Source organism: Okeania sp. SIO2F5 (genome assembly GCF_010692685.1).
GTDB classification, from domain to species: Bacteria; Cyanobacteriota; Cyanobacteriia; order Cyanobacteriales; family Microcoleaceae; genus Okeania; species Okeania hirsuta.
Genome location: NZ_JAAHGU010000006.1, coordinates 89,508 through 116,403, shown reverse-complemented (window position 1 = coordinate 116,403; position 26,896 = coordinate 89,508). Strand labels below are relative to the sequence as shown.

17 protein-coding genes and 2 pseudogenes are annotated in these 26,896 nt (G+C 34.6%); 10 read left to right on the top strand and 9 right to left on the bottom strand.

The genetic code is table 11. From position 1 onward, the window contains the following. Positions 1-461: 461 nt before the first annotated feature. Complete coding sequence (locus tag F6K27_RS03575) at positions 462-1,529, top strand: BMP family protein (RefSeq protein WP_287273963.1); 1,068 nt, start codon at positions 462-464, stop codon at positions 1,527-1,529. A gap of 858 nt (positions 1,530-2,387) precedes the next feature. Here F6K27_RS03575 and F6K27_RS03570 read toward each other — a convergent pair. Both F6K27_RS03570 and F6K27_RS03565 read right to left on the bottom strand, forming a co-directional pair. After that, positions 2,388-3,029, bottom strand: coding sequence for an RloB family protein (locus F6K27_RS03570; RefSeq protein WP_287273962.1), 642 nt, complete (start codon positions 3,027-3,029; stop codon positions 2,388-2,390). Then, positions 3,022-4,257, bottom strand: a pseudogene (locus F6K27_RS03565) (ATP/GTP-binding protein). Before F6K27_RS03565 ends, F6K27_RS03570 begins: the two are co-directional and overlap by 8 nt. 765 nt (positions 4,258-5,022) lie before the next feature. On the opposite strand from F6K27_RS03565, the gene lepB reads away from it, so the two are divergent. After that, positions 5,023-5,628, top strand: coding sequence for a signal peptidase I (lepB, locus tag F6K27_RS03560; protein WP_124145889.1), 606 nt, complete (start codon positions 5,023-5,025; stop codon positions 5,626-5,628). Positions 5,629-6,060: 432 nt separating this feature from the next. Here lepB and F6K27_RS03555 read toward each other — a convergent pair whose 3' ends face one another. After that, a complete protein-coding gene (locus tag F6K27_RS03555; RefSeq protein ID WP_287273960.1) occupies positions 6,061-6,378 on the bottom strand; it encodes a hypothetical protein in 318 nt (105 codons plus the stop codon). Positions 6,379-6,762: 384 nt separating this feature from the next. Next, complete coding sequence (locus F6K27_RS03550; protein ID WP_287273958.1) at positions 6,763-7,902, bottom strand: peptidylprolyl isomerase; 1,140 nt, start codon at positions 7,900-7,902, stop codon at positions 6,763-6,765. An 835-nt stretch (positions 7,903-8,737) separates the two neighbouring features. On the opposite strand from F6K27_RS03550, the gene efp reads away from it, so the two are divergent. The 3 genes from efp to F6K27_RS03535 all read left to right on the top strand — a co-directional run bounded on the left by efp (position 8,738) and on the right by F6K27_RS03535 (position 10,617). Then, positions 8,738-9,295: an elongation factor P gene (efp, locus tag F6K27_RS03545; RefSeq protein WP_287273956.1), complete on the top strand. Its 558-nt coding sequence runs from the start codon at positions 8,738-8,740 to the stop codon at positions 9,293-9,295. A 444-nt stretch (positions 9,296-9,739) separates the two neighbouring features. Next, complete coding sequence (gene accB / locus F6K27_RS03540; protein WP_287273955.1) at positions 9,740-10,237, top strand: acetyl-CoA carboxylase biotin carboxyl carrier protein; 498 nt, start codon at positions 9,740-9,742, stop codon at positions 10,235-10,237. 14 nt (positions 10,238-10,251) lie between these two features. Beyond that, positions 10,252-10,617 (top strand): cupin domain-containing protein, encoded by a 366-nt coding sequence (locus F6K27_RS03535; protein ID WP_287273953.1) that lies wholly within the window; start codon positions 10,252-10,254, stop codon positions 10,615-10,617. 82 nt (positions 10,618-10,699) lie between these two features. Here the strand turns inward: F6K27_RS03535 and F6K27_RS03530 are convergent, their stop codons facing one another. After that, positions 10,700-11,389 (bottom strand): GerMN domain-containing protein, encoded by a 690-nt coding sequence (locus F6K27_RS03530; RefSeq protein ID WP_287273951.1) that lies wholly within the window; start codon positions 11,387-11,389, stop codon positions 10,700-10,702. Between the two features lie 706 nt (positions 11,390-12,095). Here F6K27_RS03530 and F6K27_RS03525 point away from each other — a divergent pair. Beyond that, positions 12,096-12,533, top strand: a complete 438-nt coding sequence (locus tag F6K27_RS03525; protein ID WP_124145882.1) for an SGNH/GDSL hydrolase family protein — start codon at positions 12,096-12,098, stop codon at positions 12,531-12,533. Positions 12,534-12,606: 73 nt separating this feature from the next. Here the strand turns inward: F6K27_RS03525 and F6K27_RS03520 are convergent, their stop codons facing one another. After that, positions 12,607-13,689 carry an RNA-guided endonuclease TnpB family protein gene (locus F6K27_RS03520; protein ID WP_124154458.1) on the bottom strand — a complete coding sequence of 361 codons (1,083 nt, stop codon included), beginning with the start codon at positions 13,687-13,689 and terminating at the stop codon, positions 12,607-12,609. 187 nt (positions 13,690-13,876) lie between these two features. On the opposite strand from F6K27_RS03520, the pseudogene F6K27_RS03515 reads away from it, so the two are divergent. After that, positions 13,877-14,605: pseudogene (locus F6K27_RS03515) on the top strand (RNA-guided endonuclease InsQ/TnpB family protein); the annotation flags it as partial. Between the two features lie 450 nt (positions 14,606-15,055). On the opposite strand, the gene proS reads toward F6K27_RS03515, so the two are convergent. The 3 genes from proS to F6K27_RS03500 form a co-directional block, all read right to left on the bottom strand. Then, complete coding sequence (proS, locus tag F6K27_RS03510; RefSeq protein WP_287273949.1) at positions 15,056-16,861, bottom strand: proline--tRNA ligase; 1,806 nt, start codon at positions 16,859-16,861, stop codon at positions 15,056-15,058. A gap of 843 nt (positions 16,862-17,704) precedes the next feature. Continuing rightward, the gene (locus F6K27_RS03505) at positions 17,705-18,205 is read right to left on the bottom strand and encodes a YcxB family protein (protein WP_124154455.1); all 501 of its coding nucleotides are present in this window, start codon (positions 18,203-18,205) and stop codon (positions 17,705-17,707) included. Positions 18,206-18,422: 217 nt separating this feature from the next. Continuing rightward, entirely contained in the window at positions 18,423-19,196 is a 774-nt protein-coding gene (locus F6K27_RS03500; protein ID WP_287273947.1) for an ABC transporter ATP-binding protein, read from the bottom strand. A 1,151-nt stretch (positions 19,197-20,347) separates the two neighbouring features. On the opposite strand from F6K27_RS03500, the gene F6K27_RS03495 reads away from it, so the two are divergent. From F6K27_RS03495 to F6K27_RS03485, 3 genes are all read left to right on the top strand, one after another. After that, on the top strand, positions 20,348-22,621 hold the full coding sequence (locus F6K27_RS03495; protein ID WP_287273945.1) for a heavy metal translocating P-type ATPase: 2,274 nt from the start codon (positions 20,348-20,350) through the stop codon (positions 22,619-22,621). 1,065 nt (positions 22,622-23,686) lie between these two features. Continuing rightward, a complete protein-coding gene (locus F6K27_RS03490) occupies positions 23,687-24,661 on the top strand; it encodes a ParA family protein (protein ID WP_287274081.1) in 975 nt (324 codons plus the stop codon). Between the two features lie 1,349 nt (positions 24,662-26,010). Further along, the gene (locus F6K27_RS03485; RefSeq protein WP_287273943.1) at positions 26,011-26,433 is read left to right on the top strand and encodes a CAAD domain-containing protein; all 423 of its coding nucleotides are present in this window, start codon (positions 26,011-26,013) and stop codon (positions 26,431-26,433) included. Positions 26,434-26,896: the final 463 nt, after the last annotated feature.

Sequence of the window (26,896 nt, the reverse complement as noted above, 5' to 3'; positions counted from 1 at the left end):
AAATATAGCATTCGAAGAAAAAGGTGCGGATATATCACTCATCTGAAAAATCAGATAACCCAAGATTTTTCCTTGTTATTTATTTCTTTTTCCTTCTTGTTTCTTCCTTCTGCATAGAACTAGGAGAAACACCAAAAGTTGCTATTGGTAAATATAGTAGTCTCAGGAAAAGGTGCGGATATATCACTCATCTTAAAAATCAGACAACCCAAGATTTTCTTTTTTCTTTCTTCCTTCTGCATAGAACTAAGAGAAACGCCAGCAGTTACTATTAGTAGAGATAGCAGTCAAAGGAGAGAGGGCAGACATATTAAAAGCTGAAAATTCAGGCAAATCAAGATTTTTCCTTTTTCTTTCTTCCTTCTGCATTGATAAATACTGTTGCTTTTAAATTTTCAATTAGAGATATTCTCTACTCCTTAACTCCAAAGTAAATTACTACATTTATAGGACTACTTAATATGACTAAAAAATTAAATAGACGCTCATTTATTTCCTATAGTACAGCAACATTAATAACTAGCTTATTATTAAAAGCTTGTGCTGACTCTCCTTCTACAATAATTCGGACAGAAAATCCTAATAATGATTCTATAGATAATTCTGAAACTTTTAAAATTGCCATTGCCTTACCTGGAATTATTACCGATGGAGGATGGAATCAATCTGGTTATGAAGGGGTAAAAAAAGCAGCCGAAATTCTCAATGGTGAGATGATTTATGTAGAAAATATTGCCCAACCATACCAGGTAGAAACTCTTTCTGATTTTGCTAGGAAAAATTACGATTTAGTCGTAGGTCATGGCGGACAATTTGATGCTGCTATTCAACAAGTAGCTAGTCAATTTCCCGATAAATTTTTTTTGGGAGTTAATGGTAATATTGCTGGTGAAAATTACGCTTCGGTGACAACAAATTATTTCCAAATGGGTTATCTTGCTGGTGTAATTGCTGGTTTGATGACTAAGACTAATAAAGTTGCTTATCTTACAGGTTTATCTTTTAAAGGAACTAACTTACAAGGTAAGGCGTTTGAGTTAGGTGCTAAGTCAGTAAATGACAGTGTTGAAGTTGTAATTAGTTACACTGGAGATTTTAATGATATTGCTAAAGGAAAGGAGGCAGCTTTGGCTTTAATTTCTACTGGGGTTGATGTGATTTATCACTTATTAGATAATGCTGCTCCAGCAGTTTTGAAAACGGCACAAGAAAAAGGAATTTATGCGGTGGGTAATACAACTGACCAGCTTGATGTTGCGCCAAAAGCAGTGCTAACCAGTGCAGTGCAGGATGTTGGAGGAGCGATCGCTTATGTTGCTAATCTTGTTAAAAATAATCAAGTTAAGGGAGAAAAATATATTTTAGGAATTGAAAATCCAGATATTACTAAGTTGGGTCGTTTTAATGATGTTTTGCCAGAAGAAGTTAAGCAAAAAGTTGAAGAAGTTCAGCAACAAATTTTGGCTGGAAAACTGAAGTTTGAAGATTGTACAGAAGATAGTCAAGATAAAGTTTGTGTAAAAAAATGAATGAATAAGAAAGAAGAAATAAGGAGGAAGGAGAGAGGTAGAAAAGGAAGAAGTAGATAAGGAAGAAGGTGTTTAGCGATCTAGGAGAGAAGGAAAAATCTGGCGTTGTCTGAGTTTTAAGCTGTTAATATGTCCGGGCCCTTTCTTTCGACTACTATAATTAAAGTTAGAAGGTAGAAGGGAAGAGATTTTTGAATAATTAATAATACGGATTATGTGGAGGGAAAATATCTACTTGCTCTCTCTATTGCGGATGTCGCAATAGTTATTTCATTTTATGAAGCACTCTTGAGGTCTGTGGTGGGGAAAATATCTACTTGCTCTCTCTATTGCGGATGTCGCAATAGTTATTTCATTTTATGAAGCACTCTTGAGGTCTGTGGTGGAGAAAATATCTAGCTCCCCCCTCTGTTGCGGATGCCGCAATAGTCATTTCATTCTGTCAAGCACCAAGATTTGAGGTCTGTGATGGAGAAAATATCTACTTCCCCTCTCTGTTGCGGATATCGCAATAGTCATCTCATTTTGTCAAGCACCAGAAAAATATCTAGCTCCCCTCTCTGTTGCGGATGTCGCAATAGTCATTTCATTCTGTCAAGCACCAAGATTTGAGGTCTGTGATGGAGAAAATATCTACTTCCCCTCTCTGTTGCGGATGTCGCAATAGTCATTTCATTCTGTCAAGCACCAAGATTTGAGGTCTGTGATGGAGAAAATATCTACTTCCCCTCTCTGTTGCGGATATCGCAATAGTCATCTCATTTTGTCAAGCACCAGAAAAATATCTAGCTCCCCTCTCTGTTGCGGATGTCGCAATAGTCATTTCATTTTATGAAGCACAAAAACTTGAGGTCTATTCTATGGACGAACAAATCTATTAAGTTCTTTGACCAATAAATGTACAGTTGTGGAAGGATTATCATTAACAGGATTCAGTGGATTATATTGCTCTAACAACTTCTCAGCATTTTTAATTGCTTGAGGTTGCTTACTTTCCAATATCTCATACATTTTGTTGCTATTTTTTTCATATTTTTTATTCAGCTTTTTAGTTAAAGATTTTCTATAATCTTTGCGAGACATGGCAGTATCTCGATATTCAAAATGTAACAAATACCAAATTTCAAATGCTTCATTTGAATAAGCAACTTCAATATTATAATTTTTAGCATCTTTTATAGCTTGATTAAAATTTTTTACGGGAAATGAATCACGGTCAAATACACACCATACTTGATTGTAATTACCATCTTCTTTAATAATCTTTAGAGCATCTTCAACCAAACTAATTGTATTTTTACCCAATCCTCGTATGTCAATCACATCTTTAGGCACGCGAAAACTCCGAAAATAATTTGGTTCCGTTTCTTTTCCCTCACAAACTATCAAAAAACGCTCAATAACTTCTCGTGTTGCTACTGTGTCATTTCTTGAATAACGACTATATTTACTTTTTCCAGAATGTTGATAATTTCTCTTATATTCTTTTTTTTTAGCCATTTTTTTCAAATAATTCAGTGAAATTACCAAGAAAAGGTATAGCTCCATATTTACCCTTAATATAATCACTTTCAAAAGGTGCATCATTCGGTACTTTGTATTCAACTAAAGAATATAAATCAGTCGCTCCCTGCCGATTTTTTTCTGTAAACCATATCTGGTCTCGTCTAAAAATTTTATTACTAAGTAAATTAGTATCGTGGGTAGTAAAAATAAGTTGGGCGTTTTTAGGATTTGTTGTCTTAGAGTTAAATAAATCAATAATTGCGCGAGTGATGATTGGATGTAACCTAGCATCAAGTTCATCAATTATTAAAATTTATCCATTTTTTAAAGTATCCAAAATTGGCACGGCAAAAGCGAACAACTTCTTAGTTCCTTCTGACTCATCCTCATCAAAATCAAATACTTCTAAAGATGCCACTTTTCCTTCAGAGTTATACTTCTTATGAAAACTTTGAATATCATCGGTTTGTAATTCAGAATTTTGCATAATTTTCTTCAACTCTTCTGAAATAGAACTAGGTATTTGTTCTAGTAAAACCTTCCTCGTATCAATTTTAATATCATCAATACCTAAGTCCCACTTCCTAATTAATTGAATAATTTCTTTTTTATATTGACTATCCTTGAAAAATTCAATTGTGAGTTGTTGATAAAAATCGCTATGTAATCCTGAAATTACATTCAAATCTCTAAACCACCGCAAAATACTTGTAGAGATTTTTCCATTAAATTGAGCATTAACAGACAGAAAAAGAGCATTATTTCTGGTTTTATCAGCGATAAATTTACCGAAATACTGATTTTCACTAAATACATTAGTCATCTCAATGCCATTTTCATCACGTTCAAATAGTCTAGTATCCCTAACTTTTGGCACATAAAATAACCATTCAGAAACCACTTGTTTTTTATCGACTTCAAAACCATACCTATATAATTTATGGTCTAAAATAAAAACTATTTCAAAAAAAGAAGGTTTTCCTTCTGTCTCCGTACTTAATCTAAACTCCTCTACATTAATAGCATCTTCTATCTGAGTTTCTTTTGATGAATTAAGCACAAACAGACGCATAAAATCTAATGCTTTAACCAAATTACTTTTGCTACTAGCATTCGCGCCATAAACAGCACAACTTTTCAACAAACTTAACTCATCATCAACTTGAAAAACATTATTTTTATCAACACTTTTATTCTGAGCAGTTAAATCTGTAGTCACCATACTCAAAGTGACAATTTTTTTAAAAGATAAATAGTTGCCAACACTGAATTGAATCAGCATAGAATTATAAAGAATAGAACGAGTGGTAAATTTGTGAAAAAATTACAAATTCACACTAATTATACTATTGATGATTACTTTATATGAAATAGAATAATTACCGCTACGGAATATCTCACATAACACCCTGAAAAAAGAGAAAATATATAGCAAATATTTTAATATTTCAGATTATATAAACAATTTTAATATGTGCATTGTACATAGGTAAGCATTTCCGTTTGTCATGCTGCGCAAACAGCTTTCAGCGAACCTTCTACAGATGAACTGCGGACTTCAGCTATCAGCTATGAGTTATTAACTTATTATCGCACCGAAGGAGAAATTAATTTCCAAAGAGTGAAATATGTTTGCTTCGGCATTTCGCACCGAAATAAAAAGGTTATCAGCTAACCTTAGTAAGTTATTACGTTCATGCATCTGAATTCGAGCGCATGACAAACGGAAATGCTGAATATTAATAGCCGAATGCTGACGTATATAATAGGGAAAAATCATAGTATTATAGCAATCATAAATCATTTGTAAAAAATTTCAGGATATATAAAAACTCTCAAACTTTTACCCCTATTTCCTGTTTCTTAAATTCAAAGATATTTTTACCAGCAACTCAAATAGGATTACTATATCTATTTAGAATAGATAAATTCTCATTCCCAGGAGTTTTGCTATAGTATAGAAATACTCAAGAATAAAATCATAGAAATGACATCAGAAAAAGAATCCTTAAATCAACCAATAACAGCTAACTCCATAACTCCCTGGTGGCTAAAAATATGGCAACAACAAAAAGAAAATATTAAAGTTTTGGCGATCGCTTTATCTTTATCTTTATTAGTCAGAATATTAATTGCAGAACCAAGATATATACCTTCAGACTCAATGATACCTACTTTAGAAGTAGGCGATCGCCTAGTAGTGGAAAAAGTCTCTTATTATTTTCATCCACCTGTTAGAGGGGATATTATTGTTTTTCAACCACCCCAACAGTTACAACGCTATGGTTATGCTAAAAATCAAGCTTTTATTAAAAGAGTTATTGGTCTGCCAGGAGATACTATTAAAATTGAGAATGGTTTAGTGTATATAAATGACCAACCGCTGACTGAAAATTATATTGCTGAACCCCCTGAATATACTTTACCAATTTCAATCAAAGTTCCTGAAAATCAATATTTTGTGATGGGAGATAATCGTAATAATAGTAATGACTCTCATGTTTGGGGTTTTTTGCCTAAGAAAAATATTATAGGTAGGGCAATAATTCGCTTTTGGCCTTATCAAAGATTAGGAGCGTTAAATCCGAAATAATTCTCCTAATACCAATTTGATAAAATATTTCGACATTCATGTAACAGGGAGTAGGTAGCAGAGTCAAGATAAGTATATGAAAAAAAATCAAAAAGGTTAAATAAAGGAAGCAAAAATTTGAGATCTTCTCTCAAGAGCGCTTCAATAAATTCAATCAAACATTTTTATTATACTTAATCATCATCATCCGGACATGGTATAATTTTTTTTACCCTTAGTAAAACACTTAAAACTTAACATTTAAAATCTAATACCTAAAATCTAATACCTAATACTAAATCCGGTTATTATAGGGTAGTTACCTAAATATTCAAATCCTTATCAGACAAAGATTTTGATTTTTTTGAATATCTCGTTACTAAACCGGATTTTGTATAAGACCTAAAACTTAACACCGAAAACCTAATACCGAAAACCTAATACCTAAATTCCTTACCATTGTTGTTTATCTAAAACAGGAGGTAAACTAAGTTTAGGAAATTTGTAGAATGTATCTCCTTGTTCATCAATTTCTAAGGTTGCAGTGAAAACTTGTACTTGAACTTCAAGATATTTCTGAGCTATTTGAGCATCAACTTTAGCCGCAGCAGCTAATTGAATTAGAGAAATTTTACCATTTTGAAGTTCTAATAATTTGTAAAAGGCATCATCTAAAATACGCTTTTGTTCTCTGTCATTAGATATATTAAATATAAATGCACCTAATACAATTCCTAATCCTGTGAATATTACGAATTCGATAACAGCCATTTAATCAAAAAGAGAAATAAGTAAGAAATAATAAATCAGAATAAACCAAAAATCCGAGAGATAAAATTAGAAGATTAGCTATAGCAAAATCCAGAAGAGAAAATGAAACTATACATGTATAGTAAAACTTTTTTTACCTATAACAACTGTAATAGTCGTCGAAGGAAAGAGTGCGGACATATGAAAAGCTTAAAACTAGGACAACACCAGATTTTTCCTTCTTCCTTCTTCCTAAATTTTTCCTATTTTTATAACTGTAATTTTTATTATTTAAACTTTAAACTAATTAGAGTAATTGGTAGCTTAGTCTGAAAATCTCAAGATTATTTTAGTCGCTAAATTATCCAATTACCCTAATTTTAGGCTAAGTTTTACTTAACTATTTTAAGCTTCAGGTTCAACAAGATTTTCTAATCCAGCAACTACCTTAGCAGAAATAATTTTGTCTCCTTTACCTAATTTTTCCAAAATCTTCTTCCCTTCAACCACATAACCAAAAACCGTATAACGACCATCCAGTAAATTAACACCTGCAGGAGTCAACTCTGGCTGAAATAAGAAAAAGAAAAATTGAGAAGAACCACCATCATTTTCAGATTCAGGACGAGCCATTGCCACCGTACCATAAGCAGAAAAAGGCAGAACAGGTTGTTCCCGAAAACGACCAATTTCCTCTAAAGTAAAACTATATATTGGTTCCTCATCTCCCTTGACCAAAATTTCCAGTGGGATATTACGATACTCACCACTATCAGGGTCAATAAAACCAACTTCTGGGCCAGGAGGGTCTCCAGTTTGTAAAACATAAGACTGTTCTGAGCGAATAAACTCTAGGCCATCGTAAAAACCCCTCTGAACTAAATCTACAAAATTACCAGCAGTAATAGGGGCACTATAACCATCAACAACCAAAGTCAAAGAACCCTTTTCCGTTTCCATCTCAATAGTAGCGCGACCTTTGAGTTGAGGTAAATTAGCAAACTCTGAAGGAACCTCAAACGGAAATCCTTCTAGCATCAACTTTTCAAGCTGACCAACTAATGCTAGTAGTTGTGCCCGTTGCTCCAATACTTGTTCCCCATCTTTAGCTTCAGCAACTTCTCGAATATTAACAATGCCCTGCTCAAGTTGTTCAATTATGGCCTCTGCCTCAGATTGTTTCGACTCAGAAACACTAGCTAATAACTGAGACTTACTAATATTAAGAACCCTAGATGCAGCAGCAATATCACTACTAACAGAAGACCAACGTTTTGCTCGCAGTCTATTAGCAATATCTTCCAGACTCCTTTGTATTTTACGCACTGGTTCATTGTCTATCGGTAGAGCATACCTCAATAATGCCTTACCATCGGTAATCGGATCGCCCTGGGGCAAACGACTTTCACGAGTTGTTGTGCTACCACCAAAGTCCCACCAAGCAGCACTAAGACCAACAGACAAAGTGAAAAGTAATAGTGCTAGGATGCCAGTTTTAAGCAAGCGTTTACAAGTGTTAATGACGGAATTGTGAAGATTTAGCATATTTATGAATTTTTGTTCCCTTACTAATATTACATGGCTGTCCACACTCATCGGATTTTTGGGGGCAAAAATTAGGTTTTAGATTTGGTCACGACTTATAGCAATGTGTGCTGGCATATTTACAAATTGCAGGAGGTGTCCAATAGCTAAAAGTCTTATATTATAAGCTTTTTATTCCCCCAAATGAGCTGTTCCCTACTGCCTGTTGCCTGCGCACAGCGCTATAGTTTTGCTGATATATGGCAATAGGCAATAGAGTAGAGATATAGAGTTATATCATGTCCGGTTGAACAGTTATAAATAAATCACTCAGCAGAATTCAGGAGTCAGTCCTCAGGAGGGAAGAAAGAAGAATAGAAGGAGAAAGTTTTTTGATCACTAATTACCCGGACATGATCAGGACTTACCCATAACCACCGCATATAGTAGGGACGTTAACGATAGTTATGCGCCAGCAAACGGCCGTTTGCCCCTACAGATGGTGTATAATTTGATATTTTGCGTAAGTCCTGATGACATTACGCATTTAAGGTTAAGGCAAAATGCCTTCTAGAGTTGTTGCCTTTTCCTAGCAGAATGCTGCGCAAATAACTCAAGTCTATTGTCTTAACAACAGAAAGTACTACTATATGCCTTAATATGTCTCAGACAAAAAACTTTTGATTTCGATCGCCAGACATCAGAGATTTTACATAAAATTATTTTGACGAGGTGCTAAAAATTGCTTTCTACTCCCACGATATTTGACAATTTTTCTGACTCCCGAATATTGTACGATGTCTAATGTTAAGTTCTAATCTGATAATTTAATTAAAAACCGCAATAACGTTGTTATATGATTTCTAGTAATGATTTTCGCCCCGGTGTGACGATTGAATTGGATGGTTCAGTTTGGCGGGTAGTAGAATTTCTGCACGTTAAACCAGGCAAAGGTTCTGCTTTTGTCCGAACAAAGCTCAAAAATTCACAAACTGGTAGTGTAGTGGAACGAACATTTAGAGCAGGAGAAACAGTACCTCAAGCTACTTTGGATAAGAGACTTATGCAGCATACTTATAAAGATGCTGACCAATTTGTGTTTATGGATATGGAAACCTATGAGGAGGCCAGTTTAAGTTCAGAGCAAATTGGCGAGCGTGTTAAGTATCTAACTGAAGGTATGGAGGTTAATGTTATTAAGTGGGGCGAACAAATAATAGAAGTGGAACTGCCTAACTCAGTAATTTTAGAAGTAACCGAAACTGACCCTGGTGTTAAAGGAGATACTGCTACTGGTGGTAGTAAACCTGCTATTGTCGAAACAGGAGCTCAAATTATGGTTCCTTTATTTATATCTAAGGGAGAACGGATTAAGATAGATACTCGAAATGATTCTTATTTGGGTAGAGAGTAATAGCAGAAAACTAGATTTATTTTAGAAGTAAGTTATGCATTGATTGTGTAATTCTGAGGTATCTTTATGGGGGCTTAATAAATGTGCATAATTACCACCGCACAAAGCCCCTTTAGAAGATTAAGATGGACTTAAGAGAGGAAGAAAAAAGATAAATTGATAATTTATTTATTGTAATTTATTTTAATTTGGGTTTGATCGGATATCTAATTCAGTATTCCTAGCAGGCAATAAGCTTCCTGTCTTTTTCTTTAAACTGCTACATTTATTTATTAATAAGTAGTAATTATGCTAAAACCTAAATCTCAACCTCACTTCTGTAAGTAAAAAAAATTTATGACTTTGAATTTCACGCTTCTACATCTATACTAAAACAGTAATAAACTCTTCTTTTTATTAAGTATTAATTGAGTTGAACGCCGATTAAGTGAGGATATAAAAACAGTGCAATTAGATTTACATCAACTGCGGGAACTACTAACAGCAATAGACCAAACTAATATTTCGGAGTTGACTTTAAAAAGTGGAGATTTGGAATTAACGGTACGAAAAGGAACTTTATTTAACGATCGCCTCTCATTACCTTCTTCCGATGGGACTGACCCTTCTGAATTTGTTTCTCCTGGTACTACCTCATTAGATACAACAGCGATAAAAACTGCTCCTATAACTTCAGGAGCACCTCCTACGATCTCAAACAAATTTGAAGAAATTTTATCTCCAGTTGTGGGCACTTTTTACCGCGCTCCTGCTCCTGATGAGCCACCATTTGTAGAAGTGGGCGATCGAATTACTTCTGGCCAAACAGTTTGTATTATTGAAGCGATGAAAGTTATGAATGAGATTGAAGCAGAGGTCTCTGGACAAATAGTGGAAATTTTAATCGAAAATGGGCAACCCGTAGAATATAATCAGCCTTTAATGTTAGTTAACCCCAACTAAAGTGTATAAAAATCATGCCACAATTGATGGAAAAGCCTACTCGGATTGAACCTGTAGGTAACAAACCGAAGCAAATTGACGAATATATTGGTCATGTCAATAGCCAAACAGATGCTATTAGCGTTGCCCAAATGCGCTCTCCTAGTGGCTGGATGGAACCAGGTCAAAGGCCAGAATTTGATGAATTTACTCTGGTACTTCAAGGAAAACTATGTGTTGAGTATGAAGGCGGTCAGTTAGAAGTTAATGCTGGCCAAGCAGTAATAGCTCGTAAGGGAGAATGGGTAAAATACAGTACACCTGGTGCTGAGGGAGCAGAATATATTGCTATTTGTTTACCTGCTTTTTCCCCTGATACTGTAAATCGTGATTCTGAGTAGATACTGAAAAAATTGACTTTGTCAGGAGCGGCTTTGAACTATTTGTTTACTTTAAAACCGCCCCTAAAATGGTATATGATATCTAAAATTGGAACTCTTGCTGAAAATTATCACGAGTAATGGGCTGAGATACTTCTAAACCTTCACCCCCAAGCATTTTTAAAGGTTTACCACCCACAAAAATCCACACTTTTACATCTGGTTCTAAAGTAGAGGCAGTATAGATAACTTGTCCCAAGCGACTCATCATCGAAGCACTACCGCCTCCAGAAGTAAATTCTTCAGATAAGTCGATGTAGACCCCATTATTTTCAACAGTAAGTGCTTGAACTTTTGTACCTGTGGGAATAGCACTAAGGACATCGGTATTTGCTGGACCTACGAGCAAACGGTCAAAAGCAGCTTTTAAAATAGCTTCCGGTTCGTCTGCCGTTTCTAATTTTACTGTAGAAGAAACTAAATCAATTTCTCCAGTAGTGTCTTTAACCCAATAAAGTTCTACAGTTTTTTCTGTAACTGCTTTGGGTTGAGGCACATATAAAGGAACAGAGTCTGGAGATTCAACTTTAGCAGGAGGTGGGGGAGGCAAAGTCTCATCAGGTGACTTTGGAGTTGAGGGAGTTGTAAAAGTCTGAGAATTATCAGAAGTTTTTGTGGTGGTTGATTGTAAATTTGTCCATAAGGCGATGCCACCACCTACCGCCACTGCCAATGCACAAACACTGGCCACAATACCAACAGATAAATTACGAGTTTGATTTTGTTCTTTCATTTTGTCCCTCCTTGAGAATTAGGCACAATGGCAGTGAGGAGCTGAATTATAACTTTCTCTTAGGTTAACTATATTACTTCTATTATGTCGAAATTAGCAGGTACTTGTTGAAATTAGTATTTTTGACGTAAATTTTGGGACTTTTGGGATTGTGTGATTTGAGAGGAAAAAATCAAGTTTTTGATCAAGTCAGAAGTAATAATTCAGAAGTTAAATTCTCACTTTATTCTTTTGATCAAACTAGAAAAAAGATTTAACTGATAACTGATTAAAAAGCATGGTTTTAGAGCTAATTATTTTGATAAATTCATAACCCCTAAAATTCCAATATTTTTACCGAAAAATCAAGGTTTGAAGAAGGAGACAGGAGACAGGAGACAGGAGACAGGAGGAAAATTACATGGGGATTCTCACCCCAAGTAATTTTGAACACCCCCGTTGACGGTGGGGTATTAAACCCACAAAGAAAATGATAAAGCCTCTCACTCGCTGTGGAGAAAAAAGTGCTCTTGAATTTCCTTATATATTCAATTATGTAACGGTTTTAACCACCAGGTAATTATTAATTATTAATTAATGAACCTATTTGCTCTGTTTGTGCAACAAAGCAAATAGGTTCAGCAAAAATACTGGTTTGGTATTGTTTTATTAGTGTTATTGTTAACCATGTCAACTAAATCAATAAAAATCTTAACTCACGACACTAATGAAACAAGTCAAGAGAGCTTTAGTATCAGTAGTAATGATGACAACATCTTTACTTACCACTGTAAGTTCTGCTACCTTAGCAGCTACTTTAAAAATAATGCCTTTAGGAGATTCAATTACTGATACACTGATTCATCGAGGATCTTTATACTTTGATCTCAAAGAAGAAAATATTGACTTTGAATTTGTTGGAACACAGGGAAATGAACCATTAAAACATGAAGGCAGACCAGGTATAACTATTGATGGAATAGTTAATAATGAAGCTTGGAACAAGTCTGATACTCCTGATATTATTTTATTAATGGCAGGAGTAAATGATTTCATACAACAAGGAGATTCATCTATAAAAGCTGTTACAGAACTCCAAGAACTATATCTACAAATCCTTGAAGATTTGCCTAATGTAGAATTATATGTAGCTTCTGCTTCATAAAACCGATATAAAACGTCATAACATGACATTTTACTGTTTACTTCCTGCTTCAACTGAGGCCGTCGGCGGCTACTCATCCACAGGCATTCACGGTCAAGCCGACCGCATCTCTCAAATTAATACTAGCGTTTAAATCTCTGTCTATTGACAAGCCACACTCAGGGCAGTCATAAGTCCTTACATTTAACGGCATATCTTGGACATGACCGCAGTTTGAGCAAGTTTTTGATGATGGAAAGAATCTATCAACGACTACTAATTCAGAGCCGTACCACTCACACTTGTACTCAAGTTGTCGCCTGAATTCATAAAATCCTTGATCGGCTATAGACTTAGCTAGCTTATGGTTAGCCAACATACCGCGAACATTCAAATCTTCAATTGACACAATGCTGTGGTTTTTAGCTAGATATGTTGTCAATTTATGAAGCACGTCTTTACGGATATTAGCTACCTTTGTGTGTAGCTTGGCAATTTTAAGTTGCGCCTTTTTCCAGTTAGCTGAACCAATCTTTTTATTGCGGTTAAGGTATTGTAACTTAGAGAGCTTGCTTTCAAATTTCTTGTAAGATTTAGCACCAGGGAAAACAACTCCCGTGCTTAAAGTTGCTAAGGTTTTTACACCTAAATCAACACCTACAACTTCAGTGGTCTTTTCTGTTGGATTAGGAGTGAATTCATAGCTACAACTTAAGTACCAATCTCCTGCCTGTCTACTAATGGTGATTTTTTTAGTTGTAGCTTCAACTGGTTCATAAGTTTTAACAATACCAATAAAAGGTAATTTATGATTCCATCCATTTAGTTCTATTGGTTTTCCACAATTATCAATTGTGAAGGAATCATGTTTACCTTTCTTCTTGAACCTTGGGTGTTTACCCAACCCTTGAAAAAACCTCTTGAACGCTTCACCTAAATTGATGAAAGCATATTGATAGACCCTAGAGGACAAGTTTTTCATCCAAGGATAAAGTGGTTTTGTGTGATTGGTAAAAACCTCTCTTAGCTTTCGAGCATTAGGCTTGTAACCATGAATATATGCAGCATTCCACAAACTTAAACCCCAGTTATAGCACCATCTGCTATACCCCGCGTGTTGAGCCATCAGAGTTTTTTGCTGGTTATTCAGTTTGAGCTTGGTTCTAATGGATTTCATTTCATTTATTTGTGTTTCATGTGCGCAGCAAACACAATCGGTCTAATAGTACGGTTTATAACGTATAATATCGTTATTTTTTGATTAAGTCAATGCTCTTGGTTTGATAAATTTCACTAAGTTATTGTTCGAGACAACTATCGTATTGTGCCGCGTTATGACGTAAATTGTTAACTAAGTCAAAACTCTCTGTTTAGAGTGTGATGTGGATGTTCCCGATGTCCCCCCTCATGGTGCTCCCATTGGGATTGATTTGGGACTCGATAAATTCCTAGCCACATCAGAGGGAGAATTAATTAAACGACCCAGATTCTTTAACAGTTTGCACCGCCAGATGAAATTACTGCAACGCAGACTCCAGAAGAAACAGATTGGGTCAAATAACTGGCAAAAGTTAAGCAAGATTATTGCTCGTTTACACGAAACGATAGCCAATACTCGAAAAGACTTCCATTTTAAGTTAGCCCATCATTTATGTGACCAAGCAGGAATGATTTTTGTTGAAGACCTTAATTTTCAGGCATGGGCCAAAAGAATGTTGGGAAAACATACCTTAGATGCAGGTTTCGGTCAGTTTGTCACCATCCTGCAATGGGTTTGTTGGAAGCGAGGAGTCTATTTCGGGAAGGTCAATAAAGATTATACTTCTCAAATTTGTCCCAATTGCAATGCTCATACAGGGAAGAAAAAACTCAGCTTTAGAGTTCATTCTTGTCCTGAATGTGGTTATATGACTCATCGAGACGTGGCCTCCGCGCTGATTGTGAGAAATAGAGGGGTGTCTGAGGTGGGGCGCATCTTGGACGTTAAAGAAGTTGCCTGGGGAGGCGGTCTGACGGGGACTAGAAACGGTCTAGTTAAGAGCCTAAGAAACAGGAAAAAGGGTGGAGAAGCGTGGATTTATCCCGCTTCGTAATATCCGCTTGAGAATCCCCGTGCATTTATGCCGGGGAGTACGTCAACAATTCAACTTTGCCAGATTTTAACGATCGCCCCGTAATATCAAATCCGGTTGAATACTTATTATATAGTTGGGGAAGAGGGGGAAGTGTCGAGAGATTGAAGTATAGTTATAAACATATACTATATAACCGGATTCTATATATAGCGCTGTGCGCAGGGAACAGGGAACAGGGAACAGGGAACAGGGGGAATAAATTGCCGATCATATAAGACTTCTAGCTCTTTTGCCCCTACTACAATTTGTAAATATACCAGCGCTCATTGCTATAACTATTCGATCGGGAATTCCTATTAAATCTACATCTTTAAATTTAACACCCGCCCCCTCATCTTACTTAAACTTTGTCTTGCAGAAATATTTTTCAGCAATACCAAAATTCTAGTTATTGCTGAAAAGTGTAAATTAAGTTAATGCTTTCTCAATTAAGTCTTTTAAAGTAGATAATACTTCCTCTACCAGAATTTCCTGAGATTGATGAGTCGCTCTTTCTACCAATTCAACTTTACCTGACTTGAGCGATCGCCCGGTAACTATTCGATAAGGAATTCCAATTAAATCTGCATCTTTGAATTTAACACCCGCTCGCTCATCTCGGTCATCTAAAATAGTCTCTATTCCAGCTTCATTTAATTCTTTATAGAGACTTTCTGCCACTTCCATTTGTTGAGCATCCTTAATATTAGGAATACAAATAACCACATGATAAGGAGCGATCGCCACAGGCCAAATAATCCCATCCTTATCATAAGACTGTTCCACTGCTGACTGAGCCAAACGGGACACACCCACACCATAACATCCCATCACCAAAGGCATTTCCTCACCCTGTTCATTTGTATAAGTTGCCCCCATAGCTTCAGAATATTTCGTCCCTAACTGGAATATATGACCAACCTCAATACCTCTAGCAGTTTCTAAGGTTTGACTGGGGTCATGGATAGAGCGATCGCCTTTTTGAGCTTTTCGTACATCTACCACCAACTTTGGCAATTCAAATTCCTGGCCCCAATTTGCCCCCATAACGTGATAACCAGATTCGTTACTACCTGTTGCGAAATTTGTCAAGCTTACGGCTGTCTGGTCTACCATTCGTAAGAACTTAGAACTTACCTCTTTACTAGAAGCAATATAGTCATCAGACAAATCTGGAGCAATATAACCCAAAGGTAAAGACTTAGTTGCCCATTTCTTTTGAGCCTCCACATCAGGCACATTCAAAGCTAAAACAGTTTTCGCCTCATAATTTCCAGCCAACTTAGTCAACTCATTCAACAACTTCACATCATTAACATCTTGGTCTCCCCGAATATTCACCAAAACTAAAACAGTCATTCCATTGTCATAGACTGACTGGTATAAAACATTTTTCACAATATTAGTAGGAGAACATTTGAGAAACTTGCACAGCTTTTCAATAGTCTCCGTGCCAGGAGTTTCCAATTTTTCATAACTCTCAAAAGGTGAAATTTCTGCATCAGGTGGGATAGAAACAGCTTTTTCCAAATTTGCTGCATACTTGCCATCCTCGGTATAGAGAATTTCATCCTCACCAGCATCAGCCAAAACCATAAATTCTTGAGACCCAGACCCACCAATTGCCCCAGAGTCAGCATCAACCGCTCGAAATTCTAATCCACTGCGACGTAACATATTTCGATAAGCCTTATCCATATCCTGATAAGTCTTTTTGAGACTTTCCTGGTCAGCATGGAAAGAATAGCCATCCTTCATAATAAATTCCCGGCCTCGCATTAACCCAAACCTGGGGCGAATTTCATCCCGGAACTTAGTTTGGAGTTGATAGAGATGTAGAGGTAGTTGCCGATAGGAACGAATCATATCTTTAGCAACAGTAGTAATTACCTCCTCATGAGTTGGACCTAACCCTAATTCCCGATTTTGACGGTCAATTAGAGAAAACATAATACCCTCAGCCTGAGTATAAGTATCCCAACGACCAGACTCTCGCCACAGGTCGGCGGGTTGAAGTTGAGGAAGCAGACATTCTTGGGCACCAGTAGCATCCATTTCTTCGCGGACAATTTTGGAGACTTTATTGAGGACCCGCAACATTAGAGGGAGATATGCGTAGAGACCACTGCCGATGCGACGAATATATCCAGCACGGATGAGGAGTTTGTGGCTGGGAATTTCTGCTTCTGCGGGGTCGTCTCGGAGAGTGACTAATAACATTTGAGATAGTCGCATGATTGTTCCTTGATAGAAATAATGATTATTTCAGATAGTTTAGGACATCTGGTACTGCTTCACAGAAGTCAAAAATCAAAAGTTAAAAAGCAATATCCGCAACAAAAGCTCTGACTGTTTTAAATGAGTAAAAACTCCTATTGCGACATACGCAACAAAAGCTCTGACTGTTTTAAATGAGTAAAAACTCCTATTGCGACATACGCAACAAAAGCTCTGACTGTTTTAAATGAGTAAAAACTCCTATTGCGACATACGCAACAAAAGCTCTGACTGTTTTAAATGAGTAAAAACTCCTATTGCGACATACGCAACAAAAGCTCTGACTGTTTTAAATGAGTAAAAACTCTTAATGAAGAAATTGTGCGATGGGAGTGGGTTACTCCTGAAGTTGCTTTTGATTTTCCTTTGAATAGTTATACTCAAATACTGGTTGAAAAGTATAGCGCTAGGGAATAGGGAATAGGGAATAGGGAATAGCAAACTGTAAAAAGGTTTGAGGATTGAAAAATGTCCGCGCCCAATTCTTGTATTGCTATATCTAGGTAATTTTAAGATTAATGTTTAGTTGAAGAGGAAAGAAAAAAAGGCAAAACAGAGACTTTCAATCAGGAATATGGATAATGAAATTTAATTCAGGGAAGTCTTATACCAAGCGTGTTGAAGAAGGAGACAGGAGACAGGAGACAGGAGACAGGAGGAAAATTACATGGGGATTCGCTCCCCCAAGTAATGCGTGAACACCACCGTTGACGGTGGGGTATTAAACCCACAAAGAAAATGATAAATGTTTGCTACAAATAATTTTCTAGGTGGAGCGGTGGTAGGTGGTAGGTATATGGTTTAATTACCTTGAGGAAATTTAGTTATTAGATAACATATTTTTTCGTATTGCTCTTCACTAGAACAATATTTTTTAGGAATTATTATAAAACCTTGTGGGTTGATAAATATCAACAGCATTTTAGGTGTTGTAATATGTTTGTAAAACCATCTAAGTTTTAGTTCTTGATAAGCACAAAATTCAATAATTTCATCTTGTTTAAAAATTAAAGTAACTTGATTCTTAAAAAATTTTATTTGCTTCTCAAATAAATTTTTAGACAAAAAAGGCAGCCAGGTCCATTCATAAAATACAAATGCTAGAAACAAAATCAAAACGAAGATTGCATAAAAATTAGGATGAGGACTGACTGCAATGAATAAAGCTAAAAATAATACATAACATAGAGCAATAAATCGTAGAATTTGGAAAATAAATCGACTACGAAAATCAATACGATTTGCTTCTATATAATCTTGTATACGATAATTGATAGTTAATTTTATTTCTTCTTCAAACATTTTTTATCGGTATTTAACTAGAGACTATTTAATATCCAATTATTTATAATTGTTTTTGTTAAAGTAGTCGAAGGAAAGGTTAGGACAGATTGACAGCTTAAAATTCAGACAACGCAATATTTTTTCTTCTTCCTTCTACTTTCTTCCTTCTACTTTCTTCCTTCTACTTTCTTCCTTCTACTTTCTTCCTTCTTCCTTCTTCCTTAAAATATAAATGCTAATTACTATAATGACCTGATACTCCCATCTCCAAATAATTAGAAATTTCCCGACAATAATCATTACATAACTGCGACATTCGGAAATCTTCACTACGAGGATAATTCACATCTATTTTGACATCTGCTACTACCCTACCAGGGCGGGCAGCCATAACAATTACTTGTTGAGATAAATACACCGCTTCATAAATATTGTGAGTGACAAAAACTACAGTCCAATTTCGTTCTTGCCATACCCTTAATAGATCGCTATTCAGTTTACTGCGAGTCATTTCATCTAAAGCTCCAAAAGGTTCATCCATCAAAACAATTCTTGGGTTAGTTACTAATGCTCTAGCAATAGAAACTCGCATCTTCATCCCACCTGATAGTTGTCGTGGGTAAGAACGTTCAAAACCATCTAATCCTACTAAATTAATGGCTTCTTGTACTATTGTTCGAGATTCTCTGAGAGATTTTCCTATTAGTTTTAGAGGTAAATGTACGTTATCAATAACGTTAGACCAAGGCATTAAAGCTGGTTCTTGAAAGACAAAAGCTAATTCATTTTTATTGCGGTCTATATTTGATTCAATTTTTCCTGAACTAACTTCACTTAATTTTGATATTAATCGCAATACTGTACTTTTTCCACAGCCAGAGGGACCAACAAAAGTCACAAATTTACCATAATTAATTGTAAAACTTATGTCTTGTAAAGCAATAGTTTTATTAGGATAAATCTTATTTACATGATGAAAGGAAATAGCAGTATTATTAGGATTATTCATATCTAAATCTAATATGATGGTGCTTTATTACTTTTTTTAAGTCTAACATAAATATCAATAATTTTTATGGGATAAAAATACTTGTTTGTGTGAAATGAGGTTGGCGATCGCTATTTTGAAGGTAAGTATTTACAACATTTTTTATAATAGTAAAATACTATTTTATTTTTAGATTAATCTCTGTTATACGATTTTGAAAAAAGAATGTTATAAAACTCTAGTTATAGGAAACAGGGAATAGGCAACAAAGTCTCAAACATTTATCACACTGGTATTACTTGTTGTGCTAAAAATATGTAGTTTTTCTAGCTAAAAATACTGTATTTAACAATTAAAATCACCTTTTTGTTTAAAATAGCCCAGTTAATGTTAATTATTCTTACTTTTTACTTCTCCCCCACTCAACAAAATGTAGAAAAGTGTTTGAGAAATGGTATAAAGCATCCCATTTTAAGGCGATAATAAATAAAAATTTTCATGATTAGTCAATGCTCTCCTTAAAATGGATAGAATTAACGAAAAATAATTAATTTTTAAAACCTTAATTAAAGCAATTGCCAGAGCTGTTAGTGCAGAGAAAATTATAAAATTATTAGACAAATTTTATAGGCGATAGCTATGTTTCTCTTTGAGGTTAACTATCAAATATAAGTATCTACATAGAATTCATTACTGACTCTAATTTTATGTAAATTTTGTAGTAAAAATGTTTCAATACCCTATTCTCTATTGTACCTAATGCCACTACGCGGAAGTCAAAATTCAAAAGTTAAAAGTATTGATTGGTAAGGCTTTTAGGATTTTGTAACTGGTCAGTTATTTCTGCCATCCTGCACTAACTCATTTCATCTTAAATATGAATTTAAGTAGCAAGATCAATATATAGCAATCTTATTTGAGTTGTGAGATATTGTAGATTTTAGGAAATAAGGAAAAGGGAACAGGCAATGAGAAAGAATGATGAGTATTTTCTGCTCAAGAGACAAACTGAGTACTAATCCTACTGGAAATCCTAATCAGATTATTAACCCACTAGAAAAAAAAAGAAAATCAGAATAAATTTAATGACCGATAAATTTGAGTTGTATAAAATTAGATATAGCGTTTATTAGTAAGTGTATTAATTATTGAAAAATCTTGAGGTTATAGTGATGGAAACTATTCGTATTCGTCTACAGGGAATGAGTTGTGCTGCTTGTGCAAATAGAGTTGAAAAAGCAATTAAAGAAGTATCAGGAGTCATTGAATGTAATGTTAATTTTGCCCTCTCTCAAGCTACAGTTTCTTATTATTCTCAAGAAACTAATTTAACTCATATTCAAGAATCTGTAAGAAAAGCTGGTTATTATGCTTTTGCAGAATCTGAAGAAGAAGAAGATACTGAAAAAAAAGTTAGGGAAGCAGAAGAAAAAGAGTTAATCCGTAAAGTTATTCTTGGGGGAATTATTAGTAGTTTATTATTCATTGGTTCCCTACCTGCAATGATAGGATTATATATTCCTTTTATTCCTAGTTGGCTGCATAATTATTGGGTGCAATTATTTTTGAGTTTGCCTGTACAGTTATGGTGTGGTCAAAGTTTTTTTGTAGGAGCATTTAAAGCATTTAAACATTATACTGCGGATATGAATACTTTAGTTGCTTTAGGAACAGGTGCTGCTTATTTATATTCTTTATTTGCTACTTTAAACCCCAATTTTTTTATTACTCAAGGTTTAAAAGCAGAAGTATATTATGAAGCTTCATCAGTTATTATTACCCTTCTCCTATTAGGAAAACTATTGGAAAATCGTGCTAGAGGAAAAACTTCAGAAGCTATTCGTAAATTAATGGGTTTACAAGCAAAAACTGCTAGAGTTATTCGTAATGGAAAAGAGAGCGATCTTCCCATTCAAGAAGTTGTAGTAGGAGATGTAATTTTAGTCCGCCCTGGAGAAAAAATTCCTGTAGATGGAGAAGTTGTAGAAGGAGAATCTTCTATTGATGAATCTATGGTGACAGGTGAACCAATTCCTGTTAAAAAACAACTAGGAGATGAGGTAATCGGAGCAACAATTAATAAAACAGGAAGTTTCAAATTTCAAGCCACAAAAGTTGGTAAAGATACAGTATTAGCCCAAATTGTACAATTGGTAAAAGATGCTCAATGCAGTAAAGCACCTATTCAAAAATTAGCAGATAAAATAACTGGATGGTTTGTGCCTGTAGTAATAACCATTGCTATTATAACTTTTATTATTTGGTTTAATACCATGGGAAATATAACTTTTGCCATGATTAGTACAGTAGGAGTTTTAATTATTGCTTGTCCTTGTGCCTTGGGTTTAGCAACTCCCACTTCTATTATGGTTGGTACTGGGAAAGGAGCAGAAAATGGAGTTTTAATTAAAGGTGCAGATAGCTTAGAATTAGCACATAAATTAACTACTATTGTTTGTGATAAAACTGGAACAATTACCCAAGGCAAACCTAGTGTTACTAACTATATTACGGTTAAAGGTGTCACTAATAATAATGAAATTGAACTATTAGCAATAGCTGCTGCTTTAGAAAAAAATTCAGAACATCCTTTAGCGGAAGCTGTAGTTAATTATGCTCAATCTCAAGGAGTAAAAAATCCCCTACCAGAAGTGACTAATTTTGAAGCTGTAGCAGGAATGGGAGTACAGGGAAATGTATCAGGAAAGTTGGTACAAATTGGTACACAAAGATGGATGGATGAATTGAAAATTGATACTCAAACTTTACAATCAAATCGCCAACAATGGGAAAGTGAAGCAAAAACTACTGCTTTAATAGTTATTAACGGAAAAATTGAAGGTTTAATTGGAATTGCTGATGCAATTAAACCATCTTCTGGGGATGTAGTTAAAGCTCTACAAAAAATGGGATTAGAAGTAGTAATGTTAACAGGAGATAACCAAAAAACAGCAGAAGCGATCGCCTCTGAAGTGGGTATTAAAAGAATTTTTGCTGAAGTACGTCCCGACCAAAAAGCTAATATTATTCAATCTATTCAACAAGAAAGAAATAGTTCAAAACAAAAACATAAAATCGTCGCGATGGTAGGAGATGGAATTAATGATGCTCCAGCATTAGCTCAAGCAGATGTAGGAATTGCTATTGGTACAGGTACAGATGTGGCAATGGCAGCTAGCGATCTAACTTTAATTTCTGGAGATTTATGGGGAATTGTTACGGCAATTCAACTCAGTCATGCCACCATGAAAAATATTCGTCAAAATCTATTTTTTGCCTATATTTATAATGTTTTGAGTATTCCTATTGCTGCAGGTATTTTATATCCCTTTTTTGGTTGGTTATTAAATCCAATGATTGCTGGTGCAGCAATGGCTTTTAGTTCAGTTTCTGTGGTAAGTAATGCTTTGCGTTTAAGGAAGTTTAAACCCAAAGTTTATCTATAGATATCAAATGGGTTCTATTAAGCATCTCCTTCATGCATAGGGAATAGGGAGTAGGAGGAAATAATTGATGAATAAGAGTGCAATAATTGACTTTATTTTTGATTATTGGAGATATCTATAACTATATAAATTAAATATCAATATCCTAATACCAAATTCAAAAAAGGCAGTTACATCTTAATTTCTGATTTATTCCTAAAAGAAAAAATTATAAATCCCATAAATTCTAAAATTTCCACCTTTTTTCCTCTTTAATATTTATGTTTTTCTTTCCCTGTTCCCTGTTCCCTTTTCCCTGTGTTGTCACGCTTTGCAATATTTTATAAATTGGTATAACTTATGACTTCTGAATTATTAGTCAAAAACCCCTACCTTTATAAAGATACGGTTAGGGGTTCTATAGAAATATAGTAGTTTCAACAATTAATAATTAGGGTTTGCGTATGGAAAGTCTTTTTGATGGGGTAGGAGACAGGAGACAGGAAAAATGGGAATGAGCGAAGAGATAGGAGTTAAGAATTATCTATCAATTTTTCTGCCATAATCATCCCAAAATACTAGCATGCATGAGCTTTTTACACCCAAAAGCTGGTACTTTTTTAAACCCTAAAACGCTAAAACCGTTATCTGTCAATACTTTGCTAATTAATTAGCAAGCCCTCATTAATAATTAATAATTACCTCTTATTTTCAAGGGGATGATTTACGCAAAAGGGATTTTTTTTTCTCTCTTGGTCGATTGGATATGGCGAGGAAACCCGTTCTTACAGACCCGCTCCGCTAACGCCATCCCTCGACCGCTTGTTTCTCCTTGAAAGGAGAGGCTTTAAACCTTAATTATTCGGCAATGAAAATTTTGAAATAATTTCAAGATTTTTAGAGCTTAATTTGCCAACATATCTATTATTTGTTATAGTATAAGATACTAATTTAGTATAAATTGACGAGCAAGTATTTATGTCGATAAAAGTTTATGCTTTTTACAATAATAAATGTGGTGTTGGTCAAACAACTTTATGTTCTAATGCTTAAATATTGTATGCTTAAAATAATCCAGAGACACAAATTTTAGTTATTGATATGTGTCCTCAAGCTAACATTTATCAACTTTTACTTGGAGGTGGAAAAAAAGGATATAAAAATAATCAAAAGTTGCAAGGAACTTACACAAGATGTAATGTAGTAGGGTTTATTTATTGGATTTTGAACGGTAATTCTGAATTTAAATCATTACCAAAAAATTCTACTTATAAAGTTCGAGCCTCACTCTATAATGAATCTATCCCAGAAAATATGTATTTAATTGCTGGTGATTCTTTTTTAAAATCTTTGTCGTTAGCTCTTAATTATTCTGTACTTAATCCAGCAAATGATACTGCATGGAAAAATCATATGACAGCAATTAAAAGATTATGTCAAAGTGAGTTTGACAAAGAAAAATATAAAGAATTAGTTGTTTTCATAGACTGCAATCCTAGTTTTTCCATCTATACACAGATGGCGTTACTTTCTTCTGATTATTTAATAATTCCTATGATAACTGATTTTACTTCATTAGAAGGAATTAAAGGAATTTTAATGCTACTTTATGAACAATATCCTTCAGAATCTCTCAAAAAATATGCCAGTAAAGTCCTCACATTTAATAAACAAGTTAAGCGATTCGAGCTGAAATTACCTAAAATAAAACAATTTGTTTTTAACAATTACACGAGCAATAAAGGTGTAGCTAAGGCTGATAAATATATCAGACAAGAATTAATTAATTTCTGCTATAGACAATATCAAAGTTTTCCTCAATATTTTACTAGGAATGATAATTCATTAGATTCTCTCATTACATGGCAAAATGCCTATTTTACCAATGTCAAAGATTTTCATTCTTCAGGAAAAGTCTCTGCATCTATCGGCACTCCTTTACATCAACTTCCTGATAAAGGGGAAATTTTTAAAATGCCAGATGGAGAAGAAATTACTTTAGCTAAACATAGATATGAAGAAGCTGTCGAAAATGTAAAATATTTAGTCTCAAAATTATAACCTTCATCTCAATCTTATGTAGAACTGAAACATCTAAATTAGTATTTAGTAATTGTTAAATACTTCCATCAAAGTCATTCAGAAATTACCACTAATTTTAGGTCATTGGGGTGACGGAGCGGGTGGGTTCATCTAAATTTAATCTTGACCAACATTAAGAAGAACGAGGATATATATTTTAATTTCTCCCAGACTCCCCATATTCCCCTCCCAGGAGGGGAATACAGGAGACAGTAGACAGGAGACAACCCACCCCTTGCCCCTCCCCCTCCCAGGAGGGGAGGAATGGGAATGAGCGAGGAGGTAGGAGTAAGAATTGTAAGAATAATTTTTCTGCCCAACTATGCGCCTAAAATACTAACTTTTTGAGGGTTTTAGACTGAAATAGGCGCAGTTTTTAAAAGCCCCAAAAAGGTGCTTATCTTTATCTGTAAATACTTTTAGATTTAATCAGCAAGCCCTAATTAATAATTATTAATTATTAATTAAATAATTCAGCTTTATTAGCCGACCCTTTCAAGGGAAAAAAAGTGCTAGGATATTTCCTTATATTCAATTTTGTAACGGTTTTAACCAGAGGTAATTATCCATTATCAATTAATGAACGACATTATGAAAATGCACCACTACCACCTATTTAATATATGAAAATGCTGAATATAATTTTAGAAGTTAAATTAAGTAGCTCAAATTAGAACAGAAAATAGTTGTGGAAAAGAAACAGTAAATTTTGAACAAATCTTACTTCAATAAAACCTTGCACAAAATATATTTGGCGTAGATATTTTAAAAAGTCCTGAAGCTCAGAAAACAAAAGTATCAAACCTATTTTTTGTGACTTAGACTTGATACTAATGGCCTTAATAATATGAACTACTCAGCTTTCTTCTGCAATACTCTTCTCATACATAGGAGTGTTAGAACTTTTTTTCTTTACTCTGCAATAGTTACTCTTAAATTTTTATAATTTGATGTTTTATATCATGTCGCTTTGTAATCAAAAACTGCCTTCTCCTTTTCCTTCTTTTTCTCTCCTGACTCCTGAGGACTGACTCCTGACTCCTCCGTAGTTATTTATAAGTATTTAACCGGACATGATATTACATTTCGTCGTGCGAAATGTAGGATTTAAGATTTGTAGAAATAATAATAGACCACTAGATATGCTAAATCCATATATGATTATTCTTGCAATGTCAGATTTTCTGGTTTAGGTTTATGTTTGAAAAATCAAGATAACTTTGAGTTAAGAGTAGGCCATGTCCTTTAAAACTCTGGAATATTGACCATAAGATTCACTCAAATGTTTATCATAACTACCTTAGTAATTGAAGGGACATCATTAAATTATGCAAGAAGAAAAAGATACTACAAAAGAAGTAGGAGTAAGCCCTACAGAACCAGGTTCTCTAACTACAGTATCCAATTCTGAAGAAACATCCGACCAGTTCCAAGATATTAAAAACCAAGTCTTGGAAATATTATCAGAGCTACCAGCTATTATATCTGGCTTCTTTGGACAATATCAGAAGCCAATTGTTACTCTTGGCTTAATTCTAGGAGTCATTGTTACTCTCAAGGTAATGTTGGCAGTAATCGAATCATTAAATGATATCCCGCTGCTAGCCCCTACTTTCGAGTTAATTGGTATTATCTATTCTGGGTGGTTTATATATCGCTATCTACTTCGTGCTTCTAACCGCCAGGAGTTATCCGTAGAGCTTCAAGCTTGGAAAGAACAACTTTTAGGGGAAAAATCATCAATTAAATAAAAAAAAGCCCCAACAATTAAGACATTGGTTATTAATTTGAAATTACATTTTCAATAAATTAACCAATGTCTTAATTTTTTAACTACTTTATTTGACACTCCACGAGATAAATTCCCGTAGATTCTTCCGAGGAGTTGTAAATTGGTTAAAACCACGATTTTCACATTACCGAAAAATTGTGCTTTAAAGCCTCCCCTTTTAAGGGGATAATAAATAAAAATTTTCCTTTGAGTCAATCCTATCCGTTTTAAAGGAGAGGTAATAATTAATTAGGGTCTGCTGAATAAAGTCTTTTTGCTCTTTGTAGGAGACAGCTATACTGGAGACAGCTATACTGGAGAAATGGGAATGTAGAGGAGGTAGGAGCAAGAATTGTCTCTCAATTTTTCTGCCATAATCATCCTAAAATACCAGCATGCATGAGCTTTTTCCACCAAAAAGTTGGTACTTTTTTCAACGCTAA